Source organism: Ruegeria sp. YKSF070, from assembly GCF_059612725.1.
This window is the reverse complement of record NZ_JBXWRD010000007.1, coordinates 87,284-110,299: the sequence shown is the minus strand read 5'-3', so window position 1 is coordinate 110,299 and position 23,016 is coordinate 87,284. Positions and strand designations below refer to the sequence as shown.

The window sequence follows — 23,016 nt, the reverse complement described above, 5'->3', positions numbered from 1 at the left end:
CGTTTCCGCAGCCGGTGGGCTGGGCAGGGGGTATCCGGGCGCTATCCTATTCAGAGTCTTGCATCGAAAGAGTGTCCCATGCCCAGAATATTTTACGCGATCTCATTTGCGTTGCTTTCGCTCCTCGGAGCGCAGGCCGGACAGGCGCAGCCGAAATCAGGCTGGGCGCCGGTTGTCGATGGTCTGGCGCTCTATCAGGGCGAGGCCGGTCTCTCGGGTGGCGGCGAAATGTCGGCGGCGCGCACATTCCTGCGGGCCGGGGCTCTCTACCGTTTCGATAGCGGTGCTTCGGCCGGTCTGCTGGTCAGCTACGGGCAGGTCGATTACGATTTTTCGGGCGGAGTCGCGGTTCAGCCTTGGGGAGATATTCGCGATATCCGGGTCTCGGCCCCCCTACGCCTGCCGGTTGGTGAGCGAACCAGCCTGTTCCTTGCGCCACAGGTGCGGTGGAACTACGAAGCCGGGGCCAGCGCCTCGGACGGGCGTACCTGGGGCATGTTCGCGGGGTTGGCGTGGCAGGTGAATGACCGTCTCAGGATCGGCCCCGCTTTTGGCGCCTTCTCCGAGCTGGGTGACAGCGGGTTGCAGGTCTTTCCGGCTTTGCTGGTCGACTGGCAGATAGACGACCGCTGGTCGCTGAGCACCGGTTCCGGTCTTGGCGCGACGCAGGGGCCGGGGTTGTCCCTGAGCTATGCCCTGTCAGACGAAATGCGCCTTTCGCTGGGCGCCCGGTCGGAAAGCGTGCGGTTCCGGCTGGACGGAAGCGGCCCCGCTCCGGGGGGCGTGGGCGAGGAAACCAGCATCCCGGTCGTGCTGTCGCTGGACTATGCGCCCAATCCTGGAACCAGCCTGACGGTTTTCGCGGGGGTCGAACTGGACGGGGAACTGAAGCTGGAGAATGCCGCAGGGGCTGAAATCAGTCGCCAATCCTATGGCACCGCTCCGGTCGCAGGCATTGCCTTTCGGATCCGCTTCTGATCGCGCGGACCCCGAGGCCGCTGAACCGGCACCTCTGATCCCCGATATGGTTTGACTTGGCTTCGGGTCGTCGTTGCCGGGATTGGTCTCTGTCGTGTGAGCGACAGGATTAGTCGCGGACAGACCAGTCTCTGTCGATTACGGCCTTGAGACCTTGCCCATCAGTGTTACTCGTTATGACGGCGATACCAGGTTGGGAGAGACGGCGATGCGGTTTTCGGGCCTTCGGGTGTTGAAGGAGGGGCTGACCGGCAACAAGGGCTGGCGGCCGCATTGGCGCGACCCGGCTCCCAAGCCGGAATATGACCTTGTCATCATCGGCGGCGGCGGCCACGGGCTGAGCACCGCCTATTACCTGGCGCGCGATCACGGGTTGACCAATGTCGCAGTGCTGGAGCGCGGCTATATCGGTGGGGGCAACATTGGCCGAAACACCACCATCGTGCGGGCCAACTACTTTCTTCAGGGCAATTCCGAATTCTACTCGCATTCGCTGAAACTTTGGGAGGGGCTGGAAGAGGACCTGAACTACAACGTGATGCATTCGCAGCGCGGCATCCTGAACCTGTTCCATTCCGACGGTCAGCGCGATGCGGCGGCGCGGCGTGGCAACATGATGCTGAGCCAAGGCGACGACGCCATCCTGCTGGGGCGCGAAGAGCTGCGCGCCAAGGTACCGTTCCTCAATTTCGACGATCAGCGCTTTCCGCTTTATGGCGCGCTTTATCACCCGCGTGGCGGCACCGCCCGTCATGACGCGGTGGCCTGGGGCTATGCGCGGGGGGCGGACAGTCGCGGCGTCGACCTGATCCAGAATTGCGAGGTCACGGGGATCGACGTCGAAGACGGGCGGGTGACGGGTGTGCAGACGGTGCGCGGCCCGATCCGCGCCAAGAAGGTGGCGATGGTGGCGGCGGGCCGATCGAGCCAGGTGGCAGCGATGGCGGGCATGCGCCTGCCGATCGAGAGCCATATCCTGCAGGCCTTTGTCACCGAGGGCTTGAAACCGGTGATCGACCACGTGATCACCTTTGGCATGGGGCATTTCTATATCAGCCAGTCCGACAAGGGCGGGCTGGTCTTTGGCGGCGACCTTGACTTCTATGCCTCCTACGCGGCGCGCGGCAACCTGCCCACGGTCGAGCACGTGATGGAGGCGGGCATGGCGCTGATGCCGATGATCGGCAAGGCGCGGGTGCTGCGCAGCTGGGGCGGCATCATGGACATGTCTCCCGATGGCTCGCCCATCATCGACCGCACCCATATCGACGGGCTTTATGTCAATTGCGGCTGGAACTACGGCGGGTTCAAGGCGGTACCGGCTTCGGGCAACGTGTTTGCGCATCTCTTGGCAACGGACCAGTACCACCCGGCGGCAACACGGTTCCAGCTGGACCGCTTCCGCACCGGGCGCGGCATCCTGGATGAAGAGGGCACCGGCTCTCAACACAACCTGCATTGAGGGGGGAGAGGCCGGATATGAGTATTTTTGGCGGAATGAAGATTGGGGGACGGCGATGAGGATTACCTGTCCGCATTGCGGCGGTCGTGACAGCCGCGAGTTTTCCTATAAGGGCCACGCGCTGGCGCTGGAGCGTCCGGCGCCTGAGGCAGGGGCCGAGGCCTGGGACGATTATGTGCATCTGCGCGAGAACCCGGCCGGGGAGACCCGCGACCTGTGGCATCACCACTATGGCTGCGGCGCCTGGCTGGTGGTCACCCGCAACACGCTGACCCATGAGGTGCTGGGCTGCGAACTGGCCTCGGAGGCACGGCGATGAGGGTTCAGGACAAGGGGCTGATCGAGCGGGACCGGCCGGTCTCGTTCACCTTCGACGGGGTGGGCTACAGCGGGTATCAGGGCGACACGCTGGCCTCGGCCTTGCTGGCCAATGACGTGCGGCTGGTCGGGCGCTCGTTCAAGTATCACCGCCCGCGCGGCATTCTGACGGCGGGCAGCGAAGAGCCCAACGCGCTGGTTACGGTGGGACACGGTGGGCGACAGGACCCCAATGTGCGCGCCACGGTGCAGGAGATTTATGAGGGGATGGAGGCGCAGAGCCAGAACCGCTGGCCCTCGCTGAGCTTTGACCTGATGGCAATCAATGACCTGGCTGCGCCGTTCCTGGGGGCGGGGTTCTACTACAAGACCTTCATGTGGCCGCGCAGCTTCTGGGAGAAGCTATACGAGCCGGTGATCCGCCGCGCTGCGGGTCTGGGCGCGTTGTCGGGGCAGGATAATTCCGACCGCTATGAGCGCGCCTTTGCCTTTTGTGATCTGCTGGTGATCGGCGCCGGGCCTGCGGGGCTGATGACGGCGCTGGTAGCGGGCCGCGCCGGGGCCGACGTGATACTGGCTGATGAAGACGCGCGCATGGGCGGGCGCCTTTTGGCCGAGACCTATGAGATTGATGGCAAGCCGGGGGCGGTCTGGGCCGAGGAGGCGCTGGCAGAGCTGCGCGGGATGGAGAATGTGCGTCTGATGACGCGCACCACCGTTGCGGGCGCCTATGACCAGGGCACCTATGCGGCGCTGGAGCGGGTCTCGCATCACCGCGCCGACCGGGGCGCGGGGGCGCCGCTGGAATGTTTCTGGCGTATCGTTGCGCGGCGCGCGGTGCTGGCGGCGGGCGCGCTGGAACGCCCTATCGCCTTTGCCGACAATGACAGGCCCGGTATCATGAGCGCCGGCGCGGTGCGTGCCTATCTGAACCGCTGGGGCGTCAGCCCGGGCCGTGCGGTCACCGTGTTCGGCAACAATGACGATACCCATCGTACCGTGCGCGACCTGCTGGCGGCGGGGGTACATGTGGCGGCCCTGATCGACAGCCGTCATGACGCGCCGCGCCTGGACGGGGTGCGGATGATCCGGGGCGGTCAGGTCTGCAGCAGCGGCGGGCGGCAGGGGCTGGAGCGGATCACCATCCGCCATCCCGGTGGCGAGGAGCGCATCGCCACCGATTGCCTGGCCATGTCGGGCGGCTGGAACCCCAGCCTGCACCTGACCTGCCATATGAACGGGCGGCCCGAATGGCGCCGCGACATTGCAGCCTTTGTGCCGGTGGCGGGCATGGTGCCCGGCCTGCGCGCGGCAGGCGCCTGCAACGGCGCCTTTTCGACCATGGCCTGTCTGCGCGAAGGGGCCGAGGCGGCGTCCGAGGCGCTGAACGCGCTGGGGCTCAAGGCGGATCAGGGTACACTGCCCAAGGCCGAAGAGACGCCCTATGCTCTGGAGCCACTCTGGGCGGTGCCGGGGCGCGGGCGGGCCTGGCTCGACTTTCAGAACGATGTCACCGTCAAGGACGTGAAACAGGCGGCGGTCGAGAACTTCCGCTCGGTCGAGCATATGAAGCGCTATACGACGCAGGGCATGGCGACCGATCAGGGCAAGAACTCGAACGTGGCGGCGCTGGCGGTGCTGGCCGATGCCACCGGGCGCGGCATCCCCGAGACCGGCACCACCACCTTTCGCCCGCCCTACAGCCCGATTGCCATCGCGGCGCTGGGCGCGGGGGGCGAGGGCAAGGGGTTCCAGCCCGAGCGCTTTACCACCTCGCATGCTGCCACCCTGTCACGCGGCGCACCGATGATCGAGGCCGGTCTGTGGTACCGGCCCAGCTATTTCCCGCAGGCGGGCGAGACCGACTGGCAACAGAGCTGCGACCGCGAGGTGGGTTACGTGCGCAACGCGGTGGGGGTGGCCGATGTCTCGACCCTGGGCAAGATCGACATTCAGGGGGCGGATGCGGCGCGGTTGCTGGATTTCGTCTATACCAACATGTTCTCGACACTGAAGGTCGGGCGCGTGCGCTATGGGCTGATGCTGCGCGAGGACGGTCATGTGTTGGATGACGGCACCACCGCGCGGCTGGGCGAGGATCACTACCTGATGACCACCACCACCGCCGCCGCTGGGCAGGTGATGGCGCATCTGGAGTTCGTGACCCAGGGCCTGCATCCCGAATGGGACGTGTCGATCTGTTCAGTGACCGAGCAATGGGCGCAATTCGCCGTTGCCGGTCCCAGGGCGCGCGAGGTGCTGAACGGGCTGCTCGACACGCCGGTCGATCCGGCGGACTGGCCCTTCATGTCCTGCGGTGCGGTGTCGGTGCTGGGCGTTGGTGGGCGGTTGTTCCGGATCTCGTTCTCGGGTGAGGAAGGGTACGAGATCGCCGTGCCCGCCCGCTATGGCGCCAGCCTGTTTGACCTGCTGGTCCGTCGCGCCGAGGCGCTGGGCGGCGGCGCCTACGGGATGGAGGCGCTGAACGTGCTGCGGATCGAGAAAGGCTTCATCACCCATGCCGAGATCCATGGCCGCGTCACCGCTTATGACATCGGCATGGGCGGCATGGTTTCGGCCAAAAAGGATTGTATCGGCAAGACCATGGCGCAGCGTCCGGGGCTGGAGGAGCCGGGGCGCGAGCGTCTGGTGGGGCTGAAACCCATCGCCGCCGAGGGCAAACTGCTGGCGGGCGCGCATCTCTATCGGCAAGAGGATGCCGCCCGGCGCGAACATGATCAGGGTTATGTGACCTCGGTTTGCCATTCGCCGGTTCAGGGCCGCATGATCGGGCTGGGCTTTCTGGCCGATGGGCCCGAGCGGATTGGAGAGATCGTCAAGATGGTCGACGGGCTGCGCGGAGTGACCACCTATTGCGAGGTGGTCAGCCCGGTCTTCTATGACCCCGAGGGAGGGCGGATGCGTGGATAGGTTGTTCGCAAAGACGCCCTGTGCGGGGCAATTGCCGCTGAGCATCGGCGGCATGACGGTGCGCGAGGTGGACCCGGGCCCGATGACGGCGCTGTCGCCGCGCAAGGGGCAGGGGGCCGCACTGGCCGGGGCGCTGGGCGCGGCGCATGGGCTGGACTGGCCCGGCGCGGGCCGGGCCACGGCGGCAGGTGACGCGCGCGCGATCTGGTTCGGCCATGACAGCGTGCTGCTGACCGGCGCCGCGCCGGATGCGGCGCTGGCCGGGCCGGGTGTGCTGGTCGATCAGTCGGATGCCTGGACGGTGGTGCGTCTTGACGGCACCGGCGCCGAGGCGGTTCTGGCGCGGCTGGTGCCGGTCGATCTGCGCGCGCCCGGATTTGGTCCGGGCGCCACGGCACGTTGCCGGATCGGGCATATGGCAGGCTCGGTCACCCGGCTGGAGACTGGCGGATTTCTGCTGATGGTGTTCCGCTCGATGGCGCAAACCCTGCTGCATGACCTGAAATCGGCGATGGAAGCGGTGGCCGCGCGCGGGTAAGGTCCGGGGAACCTTCGAATCCCGGGAGACGACCCATGTACCGTTACGCCCTTGTTGCGCTGCTTGCGGCCTCGCCGCTGGCGGCGGCGGAAACCAAGCAGGAAAGCTGCCAGTATCAGGCCGATGTGGTGGCCGCGATCCAGCAGGCGCGGCTGGACCGGGTCAAGGAACGCGACGTGCCCGCCGCCGTGGCCGCCACCAACCCGACCTGGCCCGCGAACTATAATGCCGCCATCCCGCTGATCGCGCCCTGGGTCTATCAGCAGAAGATGCGCGATGTGCGTGAACAGGACCTGTCGGCGGCCTGGCTGGAACTGTGCCTGAAGCAATAGGCGCGCTTGTCCGGCCCTGACGGGCCGTCTTCGCTGTGGATAAGGCGCGCCGCCCGCTTGGCGCGCCTTGCGCTTTCTGCCATCGTGGTCCCATGTCACTGCCCCCCGGATTTCTGGACGAGCTGCGAAACCGCCTGAGCCTGACACAGGTTGTCGGGCGCAAGGTCATGTGGGACATGCGCAAGTCGAACCAGGGCAAGGGCGACATGTGGGCGCCTTGCCCGTTTCACCACGAAAAGACCGCCTCGTTCCATGTGGATGACCGCAAGGGGTTCTATTACTGCTTCGGCTGTCAGGCCAAGGGCGACGCGCTGAAATTCGTGCAGGAAACCGAGAATGTCGGTTTCATGGAAGCGGTCGAGATCCTGGCCCGCGAGGCGGGTATGACCATGCCCGCGCGCGACCCCAAGGCACAGGAGAAACAGGACCACCGCAGCCAGCTGGCCGAGGTGATGGAACAGGCGGTGCGGTTTTTCCGCCTGAACCTGAGCGCCGGGGGCGGCGCGGCGGCGCGCGACTATCTGGCCCGGCGTGGTCTCAGCGCACAGGCGCTGGAGCGCTGGGAGATCGGCTTTGCCCCCGATGGCTGGCAGGGGTTGTGGGACCACCTGCGCGGCAAAGGCGTGGGCGAGGAGCTGATCACCGGTGCGGGGCTGGCCAAACCCTCGACCAAGGGTGGCAAGCCCTATGACACCTTCCGCAACCGGATCATGTTCCCGATCCGGGATGCGCGCGGGCGCTGCATCGCCTTTGGTGGGCGGGCAATGGATCCCAAGGACAATGCCAAATACCTGAATTCGCCCGAAACCGCGCTCTTCGACAAGGGCCGCAGCCTGTTCAACCACGGTCCCGCCCGGACGGCGGCGGGGCAGGGCCAGCCGCTGATCGTGGCCGAGGGTTATATGGACGTGATCGCGCTGTCCGAGGCCGGGTTCGGCGCCGCGGTGGCGCCGCTGGGCACGGCCGTCACCGAGCATCAGTTGCAGATGATCTGGCGTATTGCGGATGAACCCATCGTGGCGCTCGACGGCGACACTGCCGGGCTACGTGCGGCGCTAAGGGTGGTCGATCTGGCGCTGCCGCTGCTGGAAGCGGGGAAGTCGGTCCGTTTTGCAATAATGCCCGAGGGCAAGGACCCCGACGACCTGATCCGCGCCGAAGGAGCCGCAGCCATGCAAAGCGTGCTGGATCAGGCCCGACCCATGGTGCAGCTCTTGTGGCAGCGCGAGACCGAAGGCCGCGTGTTCGACAGCCCCGAGCGCAAGGCGGCGCTGGACAAGGCGCTGCGCGACAAGATCAAGCTGATCCGCGACCCCTCGATCCGCGCCCATTACGGGCAGGAGATCAAGGACCTGCGCTGGCAGCTGTTCCGGCCACAGCGCGGCCCGAAACAGCCCTGGCAGCCGCGCGGTACATGGAAGGCGGCGCCGGTTGCGGCCACGCCTGGCACGCGGGCCTCGCTCTTGGCCAGCTCCGACGACGCGGCGCAGATCCGGCTGCGCGAGACGGTGATCCTGGCAGCCGCCATTGCCACACCTGAGGTGATCGTGCGGTTCGAACACGCGCTGGAACGGCTCGACTGCCGCGATGCCGACCTGGCGATGCTGCGCGATCTGGCGTTGCGCATCGGGATTGACGACCCGCAGGGGCTGCGTGACAGGATTGACGACAATCTCGGCCCCGAGGCCCTTGAAAACCTCTACGCGCTGCGCCATGTCCAGATTATCCCCTGTGTGCGCAGACCGGGCGATGTTGAGCTGGCGGAAATGACGCTGGCGGAGGAACTCGCAAAACTCCAGGCGCTGAGGGGGTATGACGCCGAGATCGAGGAGGCCCGAGAGGACATCGCCGAGGATGCCGACGAGTCGCTGACTTGGCGCGTTGCACAGGCCGCCGAAGAGAAACAGCGCGCTGCGCGCAGCCAGAACGAGGACAAGGCGCTGTTCGACGTGGCCGACAATGGCGCGCGAATCAAGCGCGACGAACGCGAGGCCTTTGACGCGATCATGGCGGGAATCGATTTTCGCCGGAAACGCCGCTAGGGCGTTTTCCTAAGGAAAAGGCAAAATAAAACCGGTAAACGGGTGGCCGAATCAATTCTGAGCACTAATGATTCGGCTTACACGAATCGCCCATCCCTGCAGGAGCACTGAATGGCCGCCAAGGACACCGCCGAAGACCAGAAGCCCGAAGACCAGGAAGACGAAGTCTCGCTCGACATGAGTCAGGCACAAGTCAAGAAGATGATCGCCGAGGCCCGGGAAAAGGGCTACATCACCTACGATCAGCTCAACCAGGTGCTGCCGCCGGATCAGGTGAGTTCCGAACAGATCGAAGACGTGATGTCGATGCTCTCCGAGATGGGCATCAACATCATCGAGGACGAGGAGGTCGAGGAGGAAGAGCAGAAGGGCTCGACCGATCTGGTCACCACCGAAAGCAATCGCGAGGTTGCGCTCGCGGGCGCCCAGACCGAGAAGCTCGACCGTACCGACGACCCGGTGCGCATGTATCTGCGCGAAATGGGGTCGGTCGAACTGCTCAGCCGCGAGGGCGAAATCGCCATCGCCAAGCGGATCGAGGCGGGTCGGAACACGATGATCGCCGGGCTGTGCGAAAGCCCGCTGACCTTTCAGGCGATCACGATCTGGCATGACGAACTTCTTTCCGAAGACATCCTGCTGCGCGACGTCATCGACCTGGAGGCCACGTTCGGCAACCAGCTGGATGACGAGGACGAAGAGCCGGTGGTGTCCACCAGCGCCGTGCAGACCGCCAAGCCGCAGCGCGAGGAAACGCCGGAATACGACGCCGACGGCAACCCGATTGCCACCGAAGACGACGATGACGAGGACGATCAGGCCAACATGTCGCTGGCCGCGATGGAGGCCGCGCTCAAGGACAAGGTGCTGATCACGCTCGAGCGGATCTCGTCCGACTATGCGCAGCTGAGCGAGATGCAGGACAGCCGTATCTCGGCCACATTGAACGAGGATGGTTCGTTCAGTGACAACGACGAGGCGACCTATCAATCGCTGCGCTCGGAAATCGTGCTGCTGGTGAACGAACTTCACCTGCACAACAACCGTATCGAGGCGCTGATCGACCAGCTTTACGGTATCAACAAGCGGGTCATGTCCATCGACAGTTCGATGGTCAAGCTCGCCGACCAGGCCCGTATCAACCGCCGCGAATTCATCGACGCATATCGCGGGCGCGAACTGGACCCGAACTGGCTGGCCGAGATGGGTGAAAAGCCCGGTCGCGGTTGGCAGATGTTCATCGAACGATCAAGCGACAAGGTCGAAGAGCTGCGCGCCGACATGGCCCAGGTCGGCCAGTATGTGGGTCTGGATATCTCGGAATTCCGCCGCATCGTGCAACAGGTGCAGAAGGGCGAGAAAGAGGCCCGTCAGGCGAAAAAGGAAATGGTCGAGGCCAACCTGCGCCTGGTGATCTCCATCGCCAAGAAATACACCAACCGCGGCCTGCAATTCCTCGACCTCATTCAGGAAGGCAACATCGGCCTGATGAAGGCGGTGGACAAGTTCGAGTATCGTCGGGGCTACAAGTTCTCGACCTACGCGACCTGGTGGATCCGTCAGGCGATCACCCGCTCCATCGCCGATCAGGCCCGCACCATCCGTATCCCGGTGCACATGATTGAAACGATCAACAAGCTGGTGCGCACTGGGCGCCAGATGCTGCACGAGATCGGCCGCGAACCCACGCCCGAGGAACTGGCCGAAAAGCTGCAGATGCCGCTGGAAAAGGTCCGCAAGGTGATGAAGATCGCCAAGGAGCCGATCAGCCTCGAAACCCCGATCGGGGATGAGGAAGACAGCCAGTTGGGCGATTTCATCGAGGACAAGAATGCCGTTCTGCCGTTGGACAGCGCCATTCAGGAAAACCTCAAGGAAACCACGACCCGCGTGCTGGCCTCGCTCACCCCGCGCGAGGAACGGGTTTTGCGCATGCGCTTTGGCATCGGCATGAACACCGACCACACGCTGGAAGAGGTGGGCCAGCAGTTCAGCGTCACCCGCGAGCGTATCCGCCAGATCGAGGCCAAGGCGCTACGGAAACTGAAACATCCAAGCCGCTCGCGCAAACTGCGCAGCTTCCTGGATCAGTGATCAAGGCGCCCCCGCAAGGGGGCGTTTTCTTTTGGGACGCGGCTTGCACAACATGAACAGAGCGCAATGCCGTCTGACAATCCTGTGCAGTTGCCTCTGTCGCAACGCTTGGTCGGACGTGCCCCTCTTTTGCGACAGAGCATGCATTCCGCTTCCTCTTGCCCAAAATATCCCGGGGTGAATGGGGCCAAGGGCTCCAGAGGGGCAGCGCCCCTGTTTCATCAGAGAGGCCAGAGGCGCCGTTCTTGTCTCAATTTCCTGCGGCAAATCCATGCGATCGGGTAATTTCTGCGTGCTCTCCCCTGTCTCTGTCCACAGATGCACCTTAGATAGAGCATATAAGCAAAACGGATCGAGACCATGACCGGACTGACAAAGATTCTCACGGTGACCGCACTTCTGGTGACCGGCGCTCAAGCCCAGGCCTTGACCACGCGGATGGGACACCGGGTTCTGCCGGTCAATGACGCGGTGTTCGAGGTTGTTCCGCGCGGCAAGCAGCGGGTCGGCGATTTCTGGTGCGCGGCCTCGGAATATGCCCGGCGCGAGCTGGGTGCGGGCTGGAATGACCGCATCTATCTGGTGCGCGGGCGCGGGCCCAGCGTGACCACCGGGCGCAAGACGGCGGTGCAATTCTCGATGACGCCCGAGGCGGTGGGCGTGACGCCGCTGGAAAACGAGCTGACCACCATCCGCACCGGGTTGAAGGTCGGGGACAACATGACCGTCAATCAGGGCAACAGCTATTGCGAGTTTGGCCCGGTGCGGCCCTGAGGCCAAGGGCGCGGGTGCCGTGCTGACCGAGTTTTCGATCTCGACCCGGGGCGTGGGCCTCTACGAGTTTACCGGCGAGGTGAGCCGCTGGCTCACGGGGCAGGGGGACGGGCTGTTGACTCTGATGGTGCGGCATACCTCGTGTTCGTTGCTGATCCAGGAAAACGCCGATCCCGAGGTGCAGACCGATCTGACCGCCTTTTTCGACCGTCTCGTGCCGCCCGCCGACCACCCCTCGATGGCCTATCTGCGCCATACTTACGAAGGCCCCGACGACATGCCCGCCCATATCAAGGCAGCGCTGATGCCGGTGTCCCTGGGCATTCCGGTGCGGGCGGGGGCGATGCTGCTGGGCACATGGCAGGGCATCTACCTGGTCGAACACCGCCTTGCGCCCCATGATCGACGGATCGCCGCCCATTTCGCCTGACGCTTGCCGCCCATTATGTTGGGGCTGCAAATCTCCTCTACCCAAATCCTAGCGTTGGTCCTATAGTTGTGGATAAGTGAGCCGAAGCGTTCACAAAAGAGGCGGATTAACGGACGAGGAGACGGCGGATGCGCTGCCCGTTTTGCGGAAATATCGACACTCAGGTCAAGGATTCACGCCCGGCAGAGGATCATGTCTCGATCCGCCGACGCCGGTTCTGCCCCGCGTGTGGCGGCCGGTTCACGACATATGAACGGGTGCAGCTGCGCGATCTCGTGGTGATCAAGTCCAGCGGCAAACGCGAGGATTTCGACCGCGACAAGCTGGAACGCTCGATCCGCATCTCGATGCAGAAACGCCCCATCGACCCCGAGCGGATCGACCAGATGATTTCCGGCATCGTGCGGCGGCTGGAAAGCATGGGCGAGACCGATATTCCGTCGAAGAAGATCGGCGAGATCGTGATGGAAGCTCTGGCCCGGATCGACACCGTTGCCTATGTGCGCTTTGCCAGCGTTTACAAGAACTTCCAGGCGGCAGACGATTTCGAGGACTTCGTTCATGAACTGCGCCCGCCAAGCCCGCCAACCGAAGAGTGAGCATGTCTGACGCGCGATACATGGCGCTGGCCCTATCGCTGGGCCGGCGTGGGCAGGGTGTCTGCTGGCCCAACCCGGCGGTGGGCTGCGTCATCGTCAACGAGGGTCGCATCGTCGGGCGGGGCTGGACCCAGCCGGGCGGGCGGCCCCATGCCGAGGTGGTGGCACTGGCCCAGGCGGGCGCCGCGGCGCGCGGCGCCACCGCCTATGTCACGCTGGAACCCTGCGCCCATCACGGCAAGACGCCGCCCTGCGCCGAGGCACTGATCGGTGCCGGTGTGGCACGGGTGGTCGCGGCCATCGAGGACAGCGATCCGCGCGTGGCGGGGAACGGGTTTGAAATGCTGCGCGAGGCCGGGATCGAAGTGTCGGTCGGCATCGGTGAAGCCGAGGCGGCGCGCGATCTTGCGGGCTTCTTCCTGAATACCGAGCTCGGCCGGCCCTGGGTCACCCTGAAATTGGCAAGTAGTTTTGACGGTCGTATTGCCACCGCCTCGGGCGAAAGCCAATGGATCACAGGCCCCGAGGCGCGGCGCGCGGTGCATGCCATGCGCGCGCGTCACGATGCGGTGCTGGTGGGGGCGGGGACAGCGCGATCAGATGACCCCTCGCTGACGGTGCGTGACATGGGCGTGGCACAACAGCCGGTGCGGGTGGTGGTGTCGCGCTATCTCGACCTGCCACTGATGAGCCAGCTGGCCCGGACCGCGCGGCAGGTGCCGGTCTGGCTTTGCCATGGGCCCGGCGTGGATGGCGACCGCGCCCGCGCCTGGGAAGGTACCGGCGCACGGCTGATCCCCTGTGCGGTCGAGGCTGGTCAGATCAGCGCGACCGACCTGATGCGGCAACTGGGAAGGCAAGGGCTCACGCGTGTGTTCTGCGAAGGCGGCGCGTCGCTTGCCGCCTCGCTTTTGGCGGCCGATCTGGTCGATGAACTGGTGGGCTTTACCGCAGGTCTCGCGATCGGGGCCGAGGGATTGCCCGCCGTGGGCGTGCTGGGGTTGGAGCAGCTGTCAGAGGCGGCGCGGTTCAACCTGATTGAGGCTCGCGCCATCGGCGCCGACATCCTGCACCGCTGGCAGCGCCCATAACCCTGCCTTGATCCCATTGAGCGCCTTCGGCGCGCTTTATCTTGGGCTTTGAGGCTTGGCATCGCCGGTTTCCGGGAGAAGAGTGTTCTTGCAAGGGCGGATGCCTCCGGCGGGAGTATTTGGAGCAAAGTGAAGGGACTGCTGCTTCTTTCTGGTTGTAAATACTCATCTCCGAATTTGTCACGGGCGCAGGTGATGCGGATCTCAACGCCACAGATGGGCATGGGTGGCCAGCAGACCTTGCAGCTTTGACAGCAGCCGGTTGGCGGCGCCGGGATGGGGGATGGCGCCCGAGGCGAGGCGTTGGGCGGCGACCTCGACCGGGCAAGGCTGGCCAGTACGCGGATCCCAGTAGCGCGGATAGTCGATCAGCGCGGCATGGACGAGACCGGCCAGGTCTGGCCGGGCCTGACGCCGGGCCGGCACTGGACCCAGGTCGCGCGTGAGTCCCCAGCCGGCGTAGAACGGCGCCCCCAGAGTGGTCACCGGCAGGCCGCGCAGAAGCGCCTCGAACCCCAAGAGCGAGGTCAGGGTCCAGACCTCGTTCACCTGATCCAGAAGCTGCATCGGGTCGGCTTTGGTTGCGACCACGTCGGCCAGCTCTCCGGGCTCGATGCCGCCGACACGCAGCCCCGCCTCGACATCCGGGTGTGGCTTGTAGACGATCACCGCCTGGGGATTGGCGGCGCGGGTGGCCCGCAACAACTCGAGATTGCTGCGTATCTCGCCGGTGCCGGTCAGGATCGAGGCATCGTCCTCGACCTGGCCGGGCACCAGGATGCGGTGGCCGGGGGGCAGATCAGGCAGGGTGCCGCCGAGATTGTATTTGCTGATGCGCGCCGTGGTCAGCGTGCGGACCAGCGTCTCGGCCCTTTGACGTTGATCGTTGCGCAGGGTCGCGCGGCGGGCGATCAGCGTTTCCAGATCGCTGGGCCGGGTCGGATTGTAGTAGATGCCGCTTTCATCCGTGATCAGTGACAGGGGGGGGACCAGCTCTGCGCCCAGCCCGCGAGAGCGCAGGAACCCGTCCTCGACCCGAGTGATCTCGTTGACACCGGAGGCGCGGGCGGCCCAGACCATATGCGGGCGGGGGTCGCTTGGGGTAGGGCTGTCGGTGAAACTGACCTTGCCGTATTGCCCGAACATTTGTTTCAACGGCTTGCGCTTCCACAGTCGCATCCCGCCAGCGGTCCAGCCGGCGCGGTCCTGCCGCCAGGCACGGGTCTGCGCCTCGAGCGTGTCGAGCACGGTTTCAAGCTCGCACAGCCGGTCGCGAAACGGATCGTACCAGGTGGGATAGAGGATCATCGCGGCGGCAAAGAGCTGCGCCCGGGTCAGGCGGCGCTCGCGGCGGGGCACCGGGTGTTCGTCCAGCGTCAGCCCCCAGCCCGCGTAAAAGGGTTGGCCAAAGACGCGGGGTTTGTGCCCGGCCAGGATCGCCTCGAACCCCAGTTGCGAAGACAGCGTATAGACTCCCACCGCGCCTTCGAGCAGCGCCCAGGGGCTGACGGGCGCATCAAAAAGGCTGACCCGCGCAGTGGCATCGCTGTCACCGTAATAACCGGGGCGGAATCCGGCGGCGGTTTCGGGGTGGGTCTTGATCAGCACCCTTGCACCGGGATGTTCCTCTTGCGCAAAGACCAGCATCTCGCGAAACAGCGCATCGGTGCCCTTGCTGGCGGTGACCGAGGCGTCGCCTCGGGTCTGGTCGACCACCAGCACATAGCCCGGTTCGGGCGGTGTCATGTCCGGATCGGTGGCGGAATACTTGCTCAGGTGGCTTTCGCGGATGCGCACCATGGCGTCACGTGCCCGGTTGAGCAGCGCGGTATCGTCTAGTGGGTGGGTTGCCAGAATCTGTTCCAGATCGCTGGGCGTTGTGGGGTCGAAATGCACGCCCGCCCGGTCGAGCAGCAAGCCCAGGGGTGGCTCACCCGCGCGGCCGGGAAAGAGCGAGCGCAGAAAGGCGTCCTCGACCCGGAGCAGAGGGGCCGAGCGGCGTGCGGCCACGGCAAGCCCGCGATGGGCGGTCGGGCTTTTGCCCCAGATGCCAACCGGGTCGCCGTCACCCGGCAGGCCGAGCCGGATGTCGTATCCGGCCAGCGACAGGATCCGGCGCAGGCGGCGCTGGGTCAGAAAGCCGCCGTTATAAACGAACAGCCGAGAGCGCTCGCCCCCGGCTGCCCGGTTCTTGCCACTGGGCGACATGCGTCAGCCGCCAGCGATCGTCTGCAGGTTGGCCAGCGGGGTCAGGCCGCCGGAGATGAGCGAGATGGTCTTGGTCCACTGGGCATAAGGCGCCTCGGTGACATAGAGCGTATCCTCGTCCCGGATCACGAAATCACGGGCGGTGAACAGGCCATTCGGCTCGGTCAGGTTCAACACATAGACCATGCGCTGCGCGCCTTGCAGGTCGTCACGGCCCAGCACCTGGCCGGCGATCTCGGCCGGTTCGTTGCGGAAGACAAAGACGCCGGTCGGATCCGAGGCCGCCGAGATCAGGCCGCCGACCTGGGCGATCGCCTCAAGCGCCGACAGGTCCTGTGTTTCGAACGGCACGCGCGCCTGGGTGTTGGTGGCTCCCAACGCGGTGAACGAGCGGGTATCCTCTTCGACCAGGATGCGGTCGCCGCCACGCAGGGCGATGTCCAGCTCGGGATGATTGAACAGATCCTGATACCAGACCTTGCCCTGCTGGTTGCCGCGGATCACGGTCACCTCGGCGATATCGGGCTGGATGGTCACGCCGCCAGCCTGGGCCAGCATGGTCGATAGGGTGCGGGTGGGGCGTTCGATCGGATAGATGCCCTGACCGCCCACCGCGCCGGTCAGCGACACGGTCGAGCCGTCACCGGCCAGGCGGCGCACCTGCACCTGCGGATCGGGGGTCTGCTCTTCGAGCTTGGAGGTTATGATCTCGCGCAGCTGGTCGGGCGTATTGCCCGAGGCACGCAGACGCCCGGCATAGGGCACAAAGATGAAACCGGCGCTGTCCACCTGCACTTCGTCAAGGATGGTGGCATTGGTGGCCTCGTTGGCCAGCAGCCCGTCATCGACGTTTTCCCAGACGGTCAGGCCCAGCACGTCACCGGGCCTGATCGTGTCCGAGGTGAGGGGGGATGCATTTTTGAACGAATCCGAAAAGCCCAGCGCCGGCACGACGGCGGTGGCACGGGTGACGCGGTCATTGACGGCGACGATAAAGGCGTCGCCCTCCTTCTGAACGGATCCGGCGAAGATTTCCCGCTTGTTGGGGCCGACTTTCGGCAACGAACATGAGGCCGCGACAGACATCGCAGCCAGCACAAGAACGGGCTTCGCCCAGCGGACGGGGATCAGTTTCACTGCTCGGTCTCCTCGACCTTATATGTTTCTGCCTCAGTTTTTTTGTCAAACTATCGGAATCCGGATGAAAAATCCAGTCCCGGCTGCATCTGGTTTCAGTTCACCAGACGCAACTGTTGCCGAGGTGCCGCTTTGCCTGATTTCAACGCGTCATAGGGATCTTCCGGTGACAGCATCATGTCGACGACCTGTCGCAGCAACTGGCGCCGACCCTTGCGCGAATAGAAGCCGCCCGGCAACTGGCTGGTTTCCAGCAGATAGCGGCGATACTCCTTGTAGGCGCGGGCGTCGGGCCGGTTGGCGGCGGCAAAGAACTCGGTTGCGGGCTGGGTCGAGACGAATTCGGGTTTGTCATACACCGCGCGGCCGAACACCTTGAGTGGGATACCGCGCCACAACACCTGCTGGCCGGCGGTGGAGTTCACCGTGACCGCGCTGCGCGCATCGTTCAAGAGCTGAGCCAGCTTGCCGCCACGCACGTAGTGGACCCGACCGGCCAGCCCATGCTGGCGGGCCAGTCGCCGCACCTCGCGCCTGAGCGGCACCCGACCGTTCTCCAGCGGATGCGCCTTGACGACAAGATGGTGGTGCCGGGGGGCGCCGCGGGCAAAGCCGTCAAAGATCTCTTCCAGAAAATCGGTCATCGTGGAAAAGGGCGAGTGTTGCTGGAACGAGCTGTCGTGTTCCAGCTGCAACAGGGCCAGGTGATAGGGGAAACCGCCATTGCGGATCCGCGCGGTGGCCAGCATCCGCTCGACCGCCAGCACAGGCATCAGCAGCAGCCTTTGCAGGTAAAGCTGAAATTCTTTTGTTACCGGCAGGTCGCGATGCGGCTTGAACCGGCGATAGCCTTGATTGGTGAACATGACGAACCAGTGATAGAGCGCGCCATAGAAGATATGCTGGCGCATGTCGCCCCAATGCGAAGGCGGCAGCGGCGTTTCCAGATCCGACAGCGCCAACGCCGCCCGCATGTCCTCCAGCGTCATTTGCATCAGGCGTGAATTGCCGTTCGAGCCCTCGCGCTCATAGGTGACCCAATAGGGCCGCAGATAGCCTTCCTCGAACACATGTATGCCCAGACCGCGCGCCCGGGCCGCCGTGACCGCGTTGGCATGGATGGGCCTGGTATCGCCGTAGAGGACAATATCGGTGACGCCCTTGCGCTCCAGCAACTCCTCGAACGCTTGCGGCCAGTCCTCATGCGCGCCCTTGTAGGGAATGAAGCTTGGCGGATGGAACCAGAACGCACGGTCGCCCGCGTTGAACCCCACGCGCCAGACTTCGGCTCCCGCCGCGCGCAGCATGCGGCCAAGCGCGTGGAAGAAGGGCCCATGCGGCCCCTGAAGGAACAGAAAGACCCGCCTGGTCTGGGTCGGTTGGGGCATACCTGCGCCTTTCATGGTTAACGCCGCCCGGATCTTGGGCATGGCCACCATCCTGACCGGCCAATCGGGCGAAACTATGACCCGGGCGGGGCAGCGGCGCAAGCGGGGGCTTGCCGTGCGCCCGGCGGGGCGCTACCCCGGTTCAGGAATGGCATAGCAAGGGTAAGAACCATGTTTACGGGCATCGTCACCGATATCGGCACCGTGGTCGAGCTGGAACAGCGCGGAGATCTGCGTGCGCGCATCCGCACCGGATACGATACCGGGGGCATCGACATCGGCGCCTCGATCGCCAGCGACGGGGTCTGCCTGACCGTGATCGCGCTGGGAGAGGACTGGTACGATGTCGAGATCAGCGCCGAGACCGTGTCCAAGACCAATCTGGGCGGTTGGACGGTTGGCAAGCGGCTGAACCTCGAACGCGCGCTCAAGGTCGGCGACGAGCTGGGCGGCCATATCGTGTCGGGCCATGTGGACGGGGTGGCCGAGGTGGTGGCCATCGCCGACGAGGGCGACAGCACCCGCGTCACCCTGCGCGCACCCGCTGAATTGGCTCGTTTCATCGCGCCCAAGGGGTCTGTGGCTTTGAACGGCACCTCGCTGACCGTGAATGCGGTCGAGGGGGCCGAATTCGGCATCAACTTCATCCCCCATACCAAAGAGGCCACCACTTGGGGCGGTGTTGCGGTGGGGGATCGGGTCAACCTGGAAATCGACATGCTGGCGCGCTACGTCGCGCGGCTGGCCGAGGCGCTCTGAGCGATGGCCGGGATCGGGCATAACCGCGGACCCTCGATAGAGAGCGGGCGCCTATGGCGCACCCATGCCTGGCGGCAGGCGCAAAAGGCGCTGATGCCCGAGGCGATCCCGATGCTGGTTTTGCGGATGCGCATGCACCGCGCCGCTGAACTGGGTATGACCTACCGCACCTACGCAAAGGTACGGCAACATTCCGGACAGGATATCCTGGGCCTACTGTTCTCGTCGAACGCGCTGCGTATCTTTGGCTCGGGCGGCGAGATTGCCGCGCCCGAAGCGCGCCAGATCGAACAGGTGAAAAGCGCCACGCGCCTGACCCTGGTGCATCCGCCCGCCACGCCACAGGCGGTGCTAGCGGTCAACCACGTACTGGCCGCCGCCGACCGCGCGCCGCATCTTTCCGATAGCTGGGCGCAGGTGCGCGAACGGGTGCAGGGACTGATCCACAGTCAGCGCCTGCCCGCCGCGGGCGTGCTGGTCATCGGCGACGCCCCTCTCGAGGCTGACTGGGCCGCAGCCGGGCGCGCGGCCGGATACCTGCCCTCGGCCGAGTATTTCGCCCATCAGCTGGGTTAGCGCCGACCTTCTCCCCTTCATTTCGCCAAAAATACTCCGGGGGAGGCGCCACAGGCGACGGGGGCAGCGCCCCCAATCCACCCCCCGCAGCCAGGCCTGAACGCCGCGTCCCGCACCTTGCCTGCCGTTTGTGCACTGGCATTCGCGCGCGTGGTGGTCTATCTGCGCTGGCAGACAAGACAGCTGAAAGGCCGCCCCATGAGCTTTGAGACGCCCGGACCCGTCGAGGCCCGCCTGCGCGACGCGATCAGCCCGATCGAAGAGATCATCGACGAGGCGCGCAACGGTCGGATGTATATCCTGGTCGATCACGAGGACCGCGAGAACGAGGGTGATCTGTGCATCGCCGCCGAGTTTGCCGATGCCGCCGCGATCAATTTCATGGCGACCCATGGGCGCGGGCTGATCTGCCTGCCGATGACCGCTGACCGGATCGACCGTCTGGGCCTGCCGATGATGGCGGTCAACAACTCTTCGCGGCACGAGACCGCCTTTACCGTCTCGATCGAGGCGCGCGAGGGGGTTTCGACCGGCATTTCCGCCGCCGATCGGGCGCTGACGGTCGCCACCGCGATCAACGAACAGAACACCATGGCAAGCCTGGCCACACCCGGCCATATCTTCCCGCTCAGGGCCAAGCGGGGCGGGGTGCTGGTGCGCGCCGGTCATACCGAGGCGGCGGTGGATATCTCGCGTCTGGCCGGGCTGAACCCTTCGGGCGTGATCTGCGAGATCATGAAGGAAGACGGCACCATGGCCCGCCTGCCGGACCTGGTCGATTTCGCCGAGCGGCACGGAATGAAGATCGGCACCATCAGCGACCTGATCTCCTATCGTGCCCGCAACGACAATCTGGTGGACGAAACATCCCGCAGCACCGTCACCTCGGAATATGGTGGCGCGTGGGAGATGCGCATCTTTACCGACCAGACCCACGGCATCGAACATGTGGTGCTGGTCAAGGGCGACATCTCGACCCCCGAACCGGTGCTGACCCGCACCCATGCGCTGCACGAGGCGTCCGATGTGCTGGGCCTCGGCCCCAAGCCGACGCAGGAACTGCCCCGCGCGATGGAGAAGATCGCCGCCGAAGGGCGCGGCGTCGTCTGCCTGTTCCGCCAGCCGCGCAACGCGCTTTATGCCAGCGACGAGGACGGCGTGCGCACCATCAAGCAGACCGGTCTGGGCGCCCAGATCCTGTCCAAGATGGGCCTGCACGAGTTGGTTCTGCTTACCGACTCGCCGCAAACCAAGTATCTCGGGCTCGACGCCTATGGCCTGACCATCGTCGGCACCCGCCCCATTCTGAAGGACGCCTGACATGGCCGGACACGAGACCCATTACACCCTGCCGCGCCCCGAATTCGACAAGCCGGTGAAACTGCTGATCGTGGTGGCGCCCTATTACAAGGACATCGCCGACAATCTGGTCGCCGGCGCCAAGGCCGAGATCGAGGCGGTGGGCGGCAGCTGGGAGCTGGTCGAGGTGCCCGGCGCGCTTGAGGTGCCCACCGCCATCGCCATGGCCGACCGGCAGAGCAATTTCGACGGCTACGTGGCGCTTGGCTGCGTGATCCGGGGCGAGACCACCCATTACGACACCGTCTGCAACGACAGCAGCCGCGCGATCCAGCTGATGGGGCTTCAGGGCCTGTGCATCGGCAACGGCATCCTCACGGTCGAGAACCGCCCCCAGGCCGAGGTGCGTGCCGATCCGGCGGCGATGAACAAGGGTGGCGGCGCGGCTGCTGCGGCCTTGCATCTGATCGCGCTCGGACGTAAGTGGGGCGCTTCGAGAAAGGATGTGGGTTTCCGCCCCAAGGCGGAGGACATTCTTCTCGCCGAGGACAAGAACGGATCCCGCACCGCATGAGCCAGAGCGACACCCCCAAACCGGTCAACCGGAAACGCCAGATGAAATCCGCCGCGCGGCTTTATGCCGTGCAGGCGCTGTTCCAGATGGAGCATTCGGGCCAGACGGTCGAATCCGTCGTGTCCGAGTTTCTCGACCACCGTTTCGGCGCCGTCTACGAGGGTGACGAACTGGCCGAAGGGGATACGAAGCTGTTTCGCGCGCTGGTGGGCGAAGCTGTCAACAATCAGGCGCTTATCGATCAGATGACCGACCGCGCGCTGGTGGCGAAATGGCCGATCGCGCGGATCGACCCGACGCTGCGTGCATTGTTTCGCGCCGCGGGGGCCGAGTTGAGCCAGAACGACACACCGCCCAAGGTGGTGATCACCGAATTCGTCGATATCGCGCGCGCGTTTTTTCCCGAGGGGCGTGAGACCAGTTTCGTGAACGCGGTGCTGGATCACATGGCGCGCGAGGCGCGTCCCGAGGCGTTCTGAAGCGCCTTGTCGCCTTGTGTTGGCGGCGCGAAGAGCAGGCAAACCGGCGGCGGGTTGTCCAAGGGACTACACCGCCGCCGCATATTGAAATATTTGGATAAAATTCACCGGGGCCACCACTCACGACTGATACCCGGCCCGTGAACGCTAGCTTACGGACCCGGCGGTGGATACCTATCTGTTCCGATAGGGGGGATTGGTCAGCAGTCCCATCTGCACCGCACGAACCAGCGCCGCCTCGCGCGTGGGTGCGCGCAGCTTGTCGCGGGCCGATTTCAGGTGCATGCGCACGGTGATCTCGCTGATCTTCATCGCGTCGGCGATCTGTTCGTTGCGCAGGCCGTCGGCCAGCAAATGCAGCACCTCGCTTTCACGGCGCGACAGGGGCGCGGTCGTGCCCAGAATCGGGGTCAGGTCCTGTCCGGGGCGCAAGCCCCGGTCGGTTCCTGGACCCAGATTGGTGCCGATCACGGTGGCCAGGATACGCATTCCCGTGGCCTGTTCGGTCATCCAGGCCCCGGCTTCGGGGTGATCGGTAAACAGCGCCACAAGCATGGCCAGATTGCCGGGGCAGGGCACCACCAGGCTAAAGACATGTCGGTACCCATGTTCGACCAACCCCGAATAAAGCGCCGTGGCGGTGGTCGAGTTGCTCTCCTGCAAGCGGCGGCCCGAATCGATATAGAGGCTTTCCGGTCCCTGGACGGTCTGGGCCAGTACCAGATCGGCATCCGAATAGCCGCCCTCGGCATAGGTTTTCAGCCAGTCCGGCGCCATCGAACTGTGCGCCCAGTGCAGGATCCCGGTTTTTGGAGTGAACTGCCCCATGTTGAGCGCCTTGAAACCAAAGGCGTTCAGACGGGCAACCGTGTGCTCCCAGCGGGCGTCGTCGTCGAAGATGTGTGAGAGGCTTTCCAACAGATCGAGCGCAAACTCGGTTAGATTTCGCATTCCGTCTCCGGCATATATTGTCGCAGATCCGCTGGGATACCCTGCCTTTCAGATCA

At 65.0% G+C, this 23,016-nt stretch carries 22 protein-coding genes; 18 read left to right on the top strand and 4 right to left on the bottom strand.

Annotation, left to right across the window (positions count from 1 at the left end; genetic code table 11):
• The first annotated feature begins 78 nt into the window (after positions 1 to 78).
• The 12 genes from AC2FL1_RS05850 (at position 79) to ribD (ending at position 13,589) form a co-directional block, all read left to right on the top strand.
• Complete coding sequence (locus AC2FL1_RS05850) at positions 79 to 978, top strand: hypothetical protein (protein ID WP_496876279.1); 900 nt, start codon at positions 79 to 81, stop codon at positions 976 to 978.
• A gap of 208 nt (positions 979 to 1,186) precedes the next feature.
• The gene (locus AC2FL1_RS05845; protein WP_496876278.1) at positions 1,187 to 2,440 is read left to right on the top strand and encodes a sarcosine oxidase subunit beta family protein; all 1,254 of its coding nucleotides are present in this window, start codon (positions 1,187 to 1,189) and stop codon (positions 2,438 to 2,440) included.
• Positions 2,441 to 2,495: 55 nt separating this feature from the next.
• Positions 2,496 to 2,759 (top strand): sarcosine oxidase subunit delta, encoded by a 264-nt coding sequence (locus tag AC2FL1_RS05840; RefSeq protein WP_496824049.1) that lies wholly within the window; start codon positions 2,496 to 2,498, stop codon positions 2,757 to 2,759.
• Positions 2,756 to 5,689 carry a sarcosine oxidase subunit alpha family protein gene (locus AC2FL1_RS05835; RefSeq protein WP_496876277.1) on the top strand — a complete coding sequence of 978 codons (2,934 nt, stop codon included), beginning with the start codon at positions 2,756 to 2,758 and terminating at the stop codon, positions 5,687 to 5,689. Before AC2FL1_RS05840 ends, AC2FL1_RS05835 begins: the two co-directional genes overlap by 4 nt.
• Positions 5,682 to 6,227 carry a sarcosine oxidase subunit gamma gene (locus AC2FL1_RS05830; RefSeq protein WP_496876276.1) on the top strand — a complete coding sequence of 182 codons (546 nt, stop codon included), beginning with the start codon at positions 5,682 to 5,684 and terminating at the stop codon, positions 6,225 to 6,227. Before AC2FL1_RS05835 ends, AC2FL1_RS05830 begins: the two co-directional genes overlap by 8 nt.
• Positions 6,228 to 6,262: 35 nt before the next feature.
• Positions 6,263 to 6,559, top strand: coding sequence for a hypothetical protein (locus AC2FL1_RS05825; protein ID WP_234136502.1), 297 nt, complete (start codon positions 6,263 to 6,265; stop codon positions 6,557 to 6,559).
• Between the two features lie 92 nt (positions 6,560 to 6,651).
• Positions 6,652 to 8,601: a DNA primase gene (gene dnaG / locus AC2FL1_RS05820; RefSeq protein WP_496876275.1), complete on the top strand. Its 1,950-nt coding sequence runs from the start codon at positions 6,652 to 6,654 to the stop codon at positions 8,599 to 8,601.
• 111 nt (positions 8,602 to 8,712) lie between these two features.
• On the top strand, positions 8,713 to 10,695 hold the full coding sequence (gene rpoD / locus AC2FL1_RS05815) for an RNA polymerase sigma factor RpoD (protein WP_496824041.1): 1,983 nt from the start codon (positions 8,713 to 8,715) through the stop codon (positions 10,693 to 10,695).
• 360 nt (positions 10,696 to 11,055) lie between these two features.
• Entirely contained in the window at positions 11,056 to 11,469 is a 414-nt protein-coding gene (locus tag AC2FL1_RS05810) for a hypothetical protein (protein ID WP_496876274.1), read from the top strand.
• Between the two features lie 19 nt (positions 11,470 to 11,488).
• The gene (locus AC2FL1_RS05805) at positions 11,489 to 11,899 is read left to right on the top strand and encodes a secondary thiamine-phosphate synthase enzyme YjbQ (protein WP_496824037.1); all 411 of its coding nucleotides are present in this window, start codon (positions 11,489 to 11,491) and stop codon (positions 11,897 to 11,899) included.
• 128 nt (positions 11,900 to 12,027) lie between these two features.
• On the top strand, positions 12,028 to 12,498 hold the full coding sequence (nrdR, locus tag AC2FL1_RS05800; RefSeq protein WP_234136505.1) for a transcriptional regulator NrdR: 471 nt from the start codon (positions 12,028 to 12,030) through the stop codon (positions 12,496 to 12,498).
• A 2-nt stretch (positions 12,499 to 12,500) separates the two neighbouring features.
• On the top strand, positions 12,501 to 13,589 hold the full coding sequence (gene ribD / locus AC2FL1_RS05795) for a bifunctional diaminohydroxyphosphoribosylaminopyrimidine deaminase/5-amino-6-(5-phosphoribosylamino)uracil reductase RibD (RefSeq protein ID WP_496876273.1): 1,089 nt from the start codon (positions 12,501 to 12,503) through the stop codon (positions 13,587 to 13,589).
• Positions 13,590 to 13,793: 204 nt separating this feature from the next.
• On the opposite strand, the gene AC2FL1_RS05790 is transcribed toward ribD, so the two are convergent.
• The 3 genes from AC2FL1_RS05790 to AC2FL1_RS05780 form a co-directional block, all read right to left on the bottom strand.
• The gene (locus tag AC2FL1_RS05790; RefSeq protein WP_496876272.1) at positions 13,794 to 15,797 is read right to left on the bottom strand and encodes a capsule polysaccharide biogenesis protein; all 2,004 of its coding nucleotides are present in this window, start codon (positions 15,795 to 15,797) and stop codon (positions 13,794 to 13,796) included.
• A 3-nt stretch (positions 15,798 to 15,800) separates the two neighbouring features.
• Positions 15,801 to 16,934 carry a polysaccharide biosynthesis/export family protein gene (locus tag AC2FL1_RS05785; protein ID WP_496824032.1) on the bottom strand — a complete coding sequence of 378 codons (1,134 nt, stop codon included), beginning with the start codon at positions 16,932 to 16,934 and terminating at the stop codon, positions 15,801 to 15,803.
• 95 nt (positions 16,935 to 17,029) lie between these two features.
• Entirely contained in the window at positions 17,030 to 18,322 is a 1,293-nt protein-coding gene (locus AC2FL1_RS05780) for a capsule polysaccharide biogenesis protein (protein ID WP_496876271.1), read from the bottom strand.
• Positions 18,323 to 18,335: 13 nt separating this feature from the next.
• On the opposite strand from AC2FL1_RS05780, the gene AC2FL1_RS05775 reads away from it, so the two are divergent.
• The 6 genes from AC2FL1_RS05775 to nusB all read left to right on the top strand — a co-directional run bounded on the left by AC2FL1_RS05775 (position 18,336) and on the right by nusB (position 22,009).
• Positions 18,336 to 18,479 (top strand): hypothetical protein, encoded by a 144-nt coding sequence (locus AC2FL1_RS05775; protein WP_496876270.1) that lies wholly within the window; start codon positions 18,336 to 18,338, stop codon positions 18,477 to 18,479.
• A 14-nt stretch (positions 18,480 to 18,493) separates the two neighbouring features.
• Complete coding sequence (locus AC2FL1_RS05770) at positions 18,494 to 19,081, top strand: riboflavin synthase (protein ID WP_496876269.1); 588 nt, start codon at positions 18,494 to 18,496, stop codon at positions 19,079 to 19,081.
• A 3-nt stretch (positions 19,082 to 19,084) separates the two neighbouring features.
• Positions 19,085 to 19,657: a hypothetical protein gene (locus AC2FL1_RS05765; protein WP_496876268.1), complete on the top strand. Its 573-nt coding sequence runs from the start codon at positions 19,085 to 19,087 to the stop codon at positions 19,655 to 19,657.
• A 198-nt stretch (positions 19,658 to 19,855) separates the two neighbouring features.
• Positions 19,856 to 20,977: a 3,4-dihydroxy-2-butanone-4-phosphate synthase gene (ribB, locus tag AC2FL1_RS05760; protein ID WP_496876267.1), complete on the top strand. Its 1,122-nt coding sequence runs from the start codon at positions 19,856 to 19,858 to the stop codon at positions 20,975 to 20,977.
• A 1-nt stretch (position 20,978) separates the two neighbouring features.
• Positions 20,979 to 21,530, top strand: a complete 552-nt coding sequence (locus AC2FL1_RS05755) for a 6,7-dimethyl-8-ribityllumazine synthase (RefSeq protein WP_496876266.1) — start codon at positions 20,979 to 20,981, stop codon at positions 21,528 to 21,530.
• Positions 21,527 to 22,009: a transcription antitermination factor NusB gene (gene nusB, locus AC2FL1_RS05750; RefSeq protein WP_234220053.1), complete on the top strand. Its 483-nt coding sequence runs from the start codon at positions 21,527 to 21,529 to the stop codon at positions 22,007 to 22,009. Before AC2FL1_RS05755 ends, nusB begins: the two co-directional genes overlap by 4 nt.
• A 174-nt stretch (positions 22,010 to 22,183) precedes the next feature.
• Here nusB and AC2FL1_RS05745 read toward each other — a convergent pair whose 3' ends face one another.
• Positions 22,184 to 22,960 carry a response regulator transcription factor gene (locus AC2FL1_RS05745; RefSeq protein WP_496876265.1) on the bottom strand — a complete coding sequence of 259 codons (777 nt, stop codon included), beginning with the start codon at positions 22,958 to 22,960 and terminating at the stop codon, positions 22,184 to 22,186.
• Between the last annotated feature and the right edge of the window lie 56 nt (positions 22,961 to 23,016).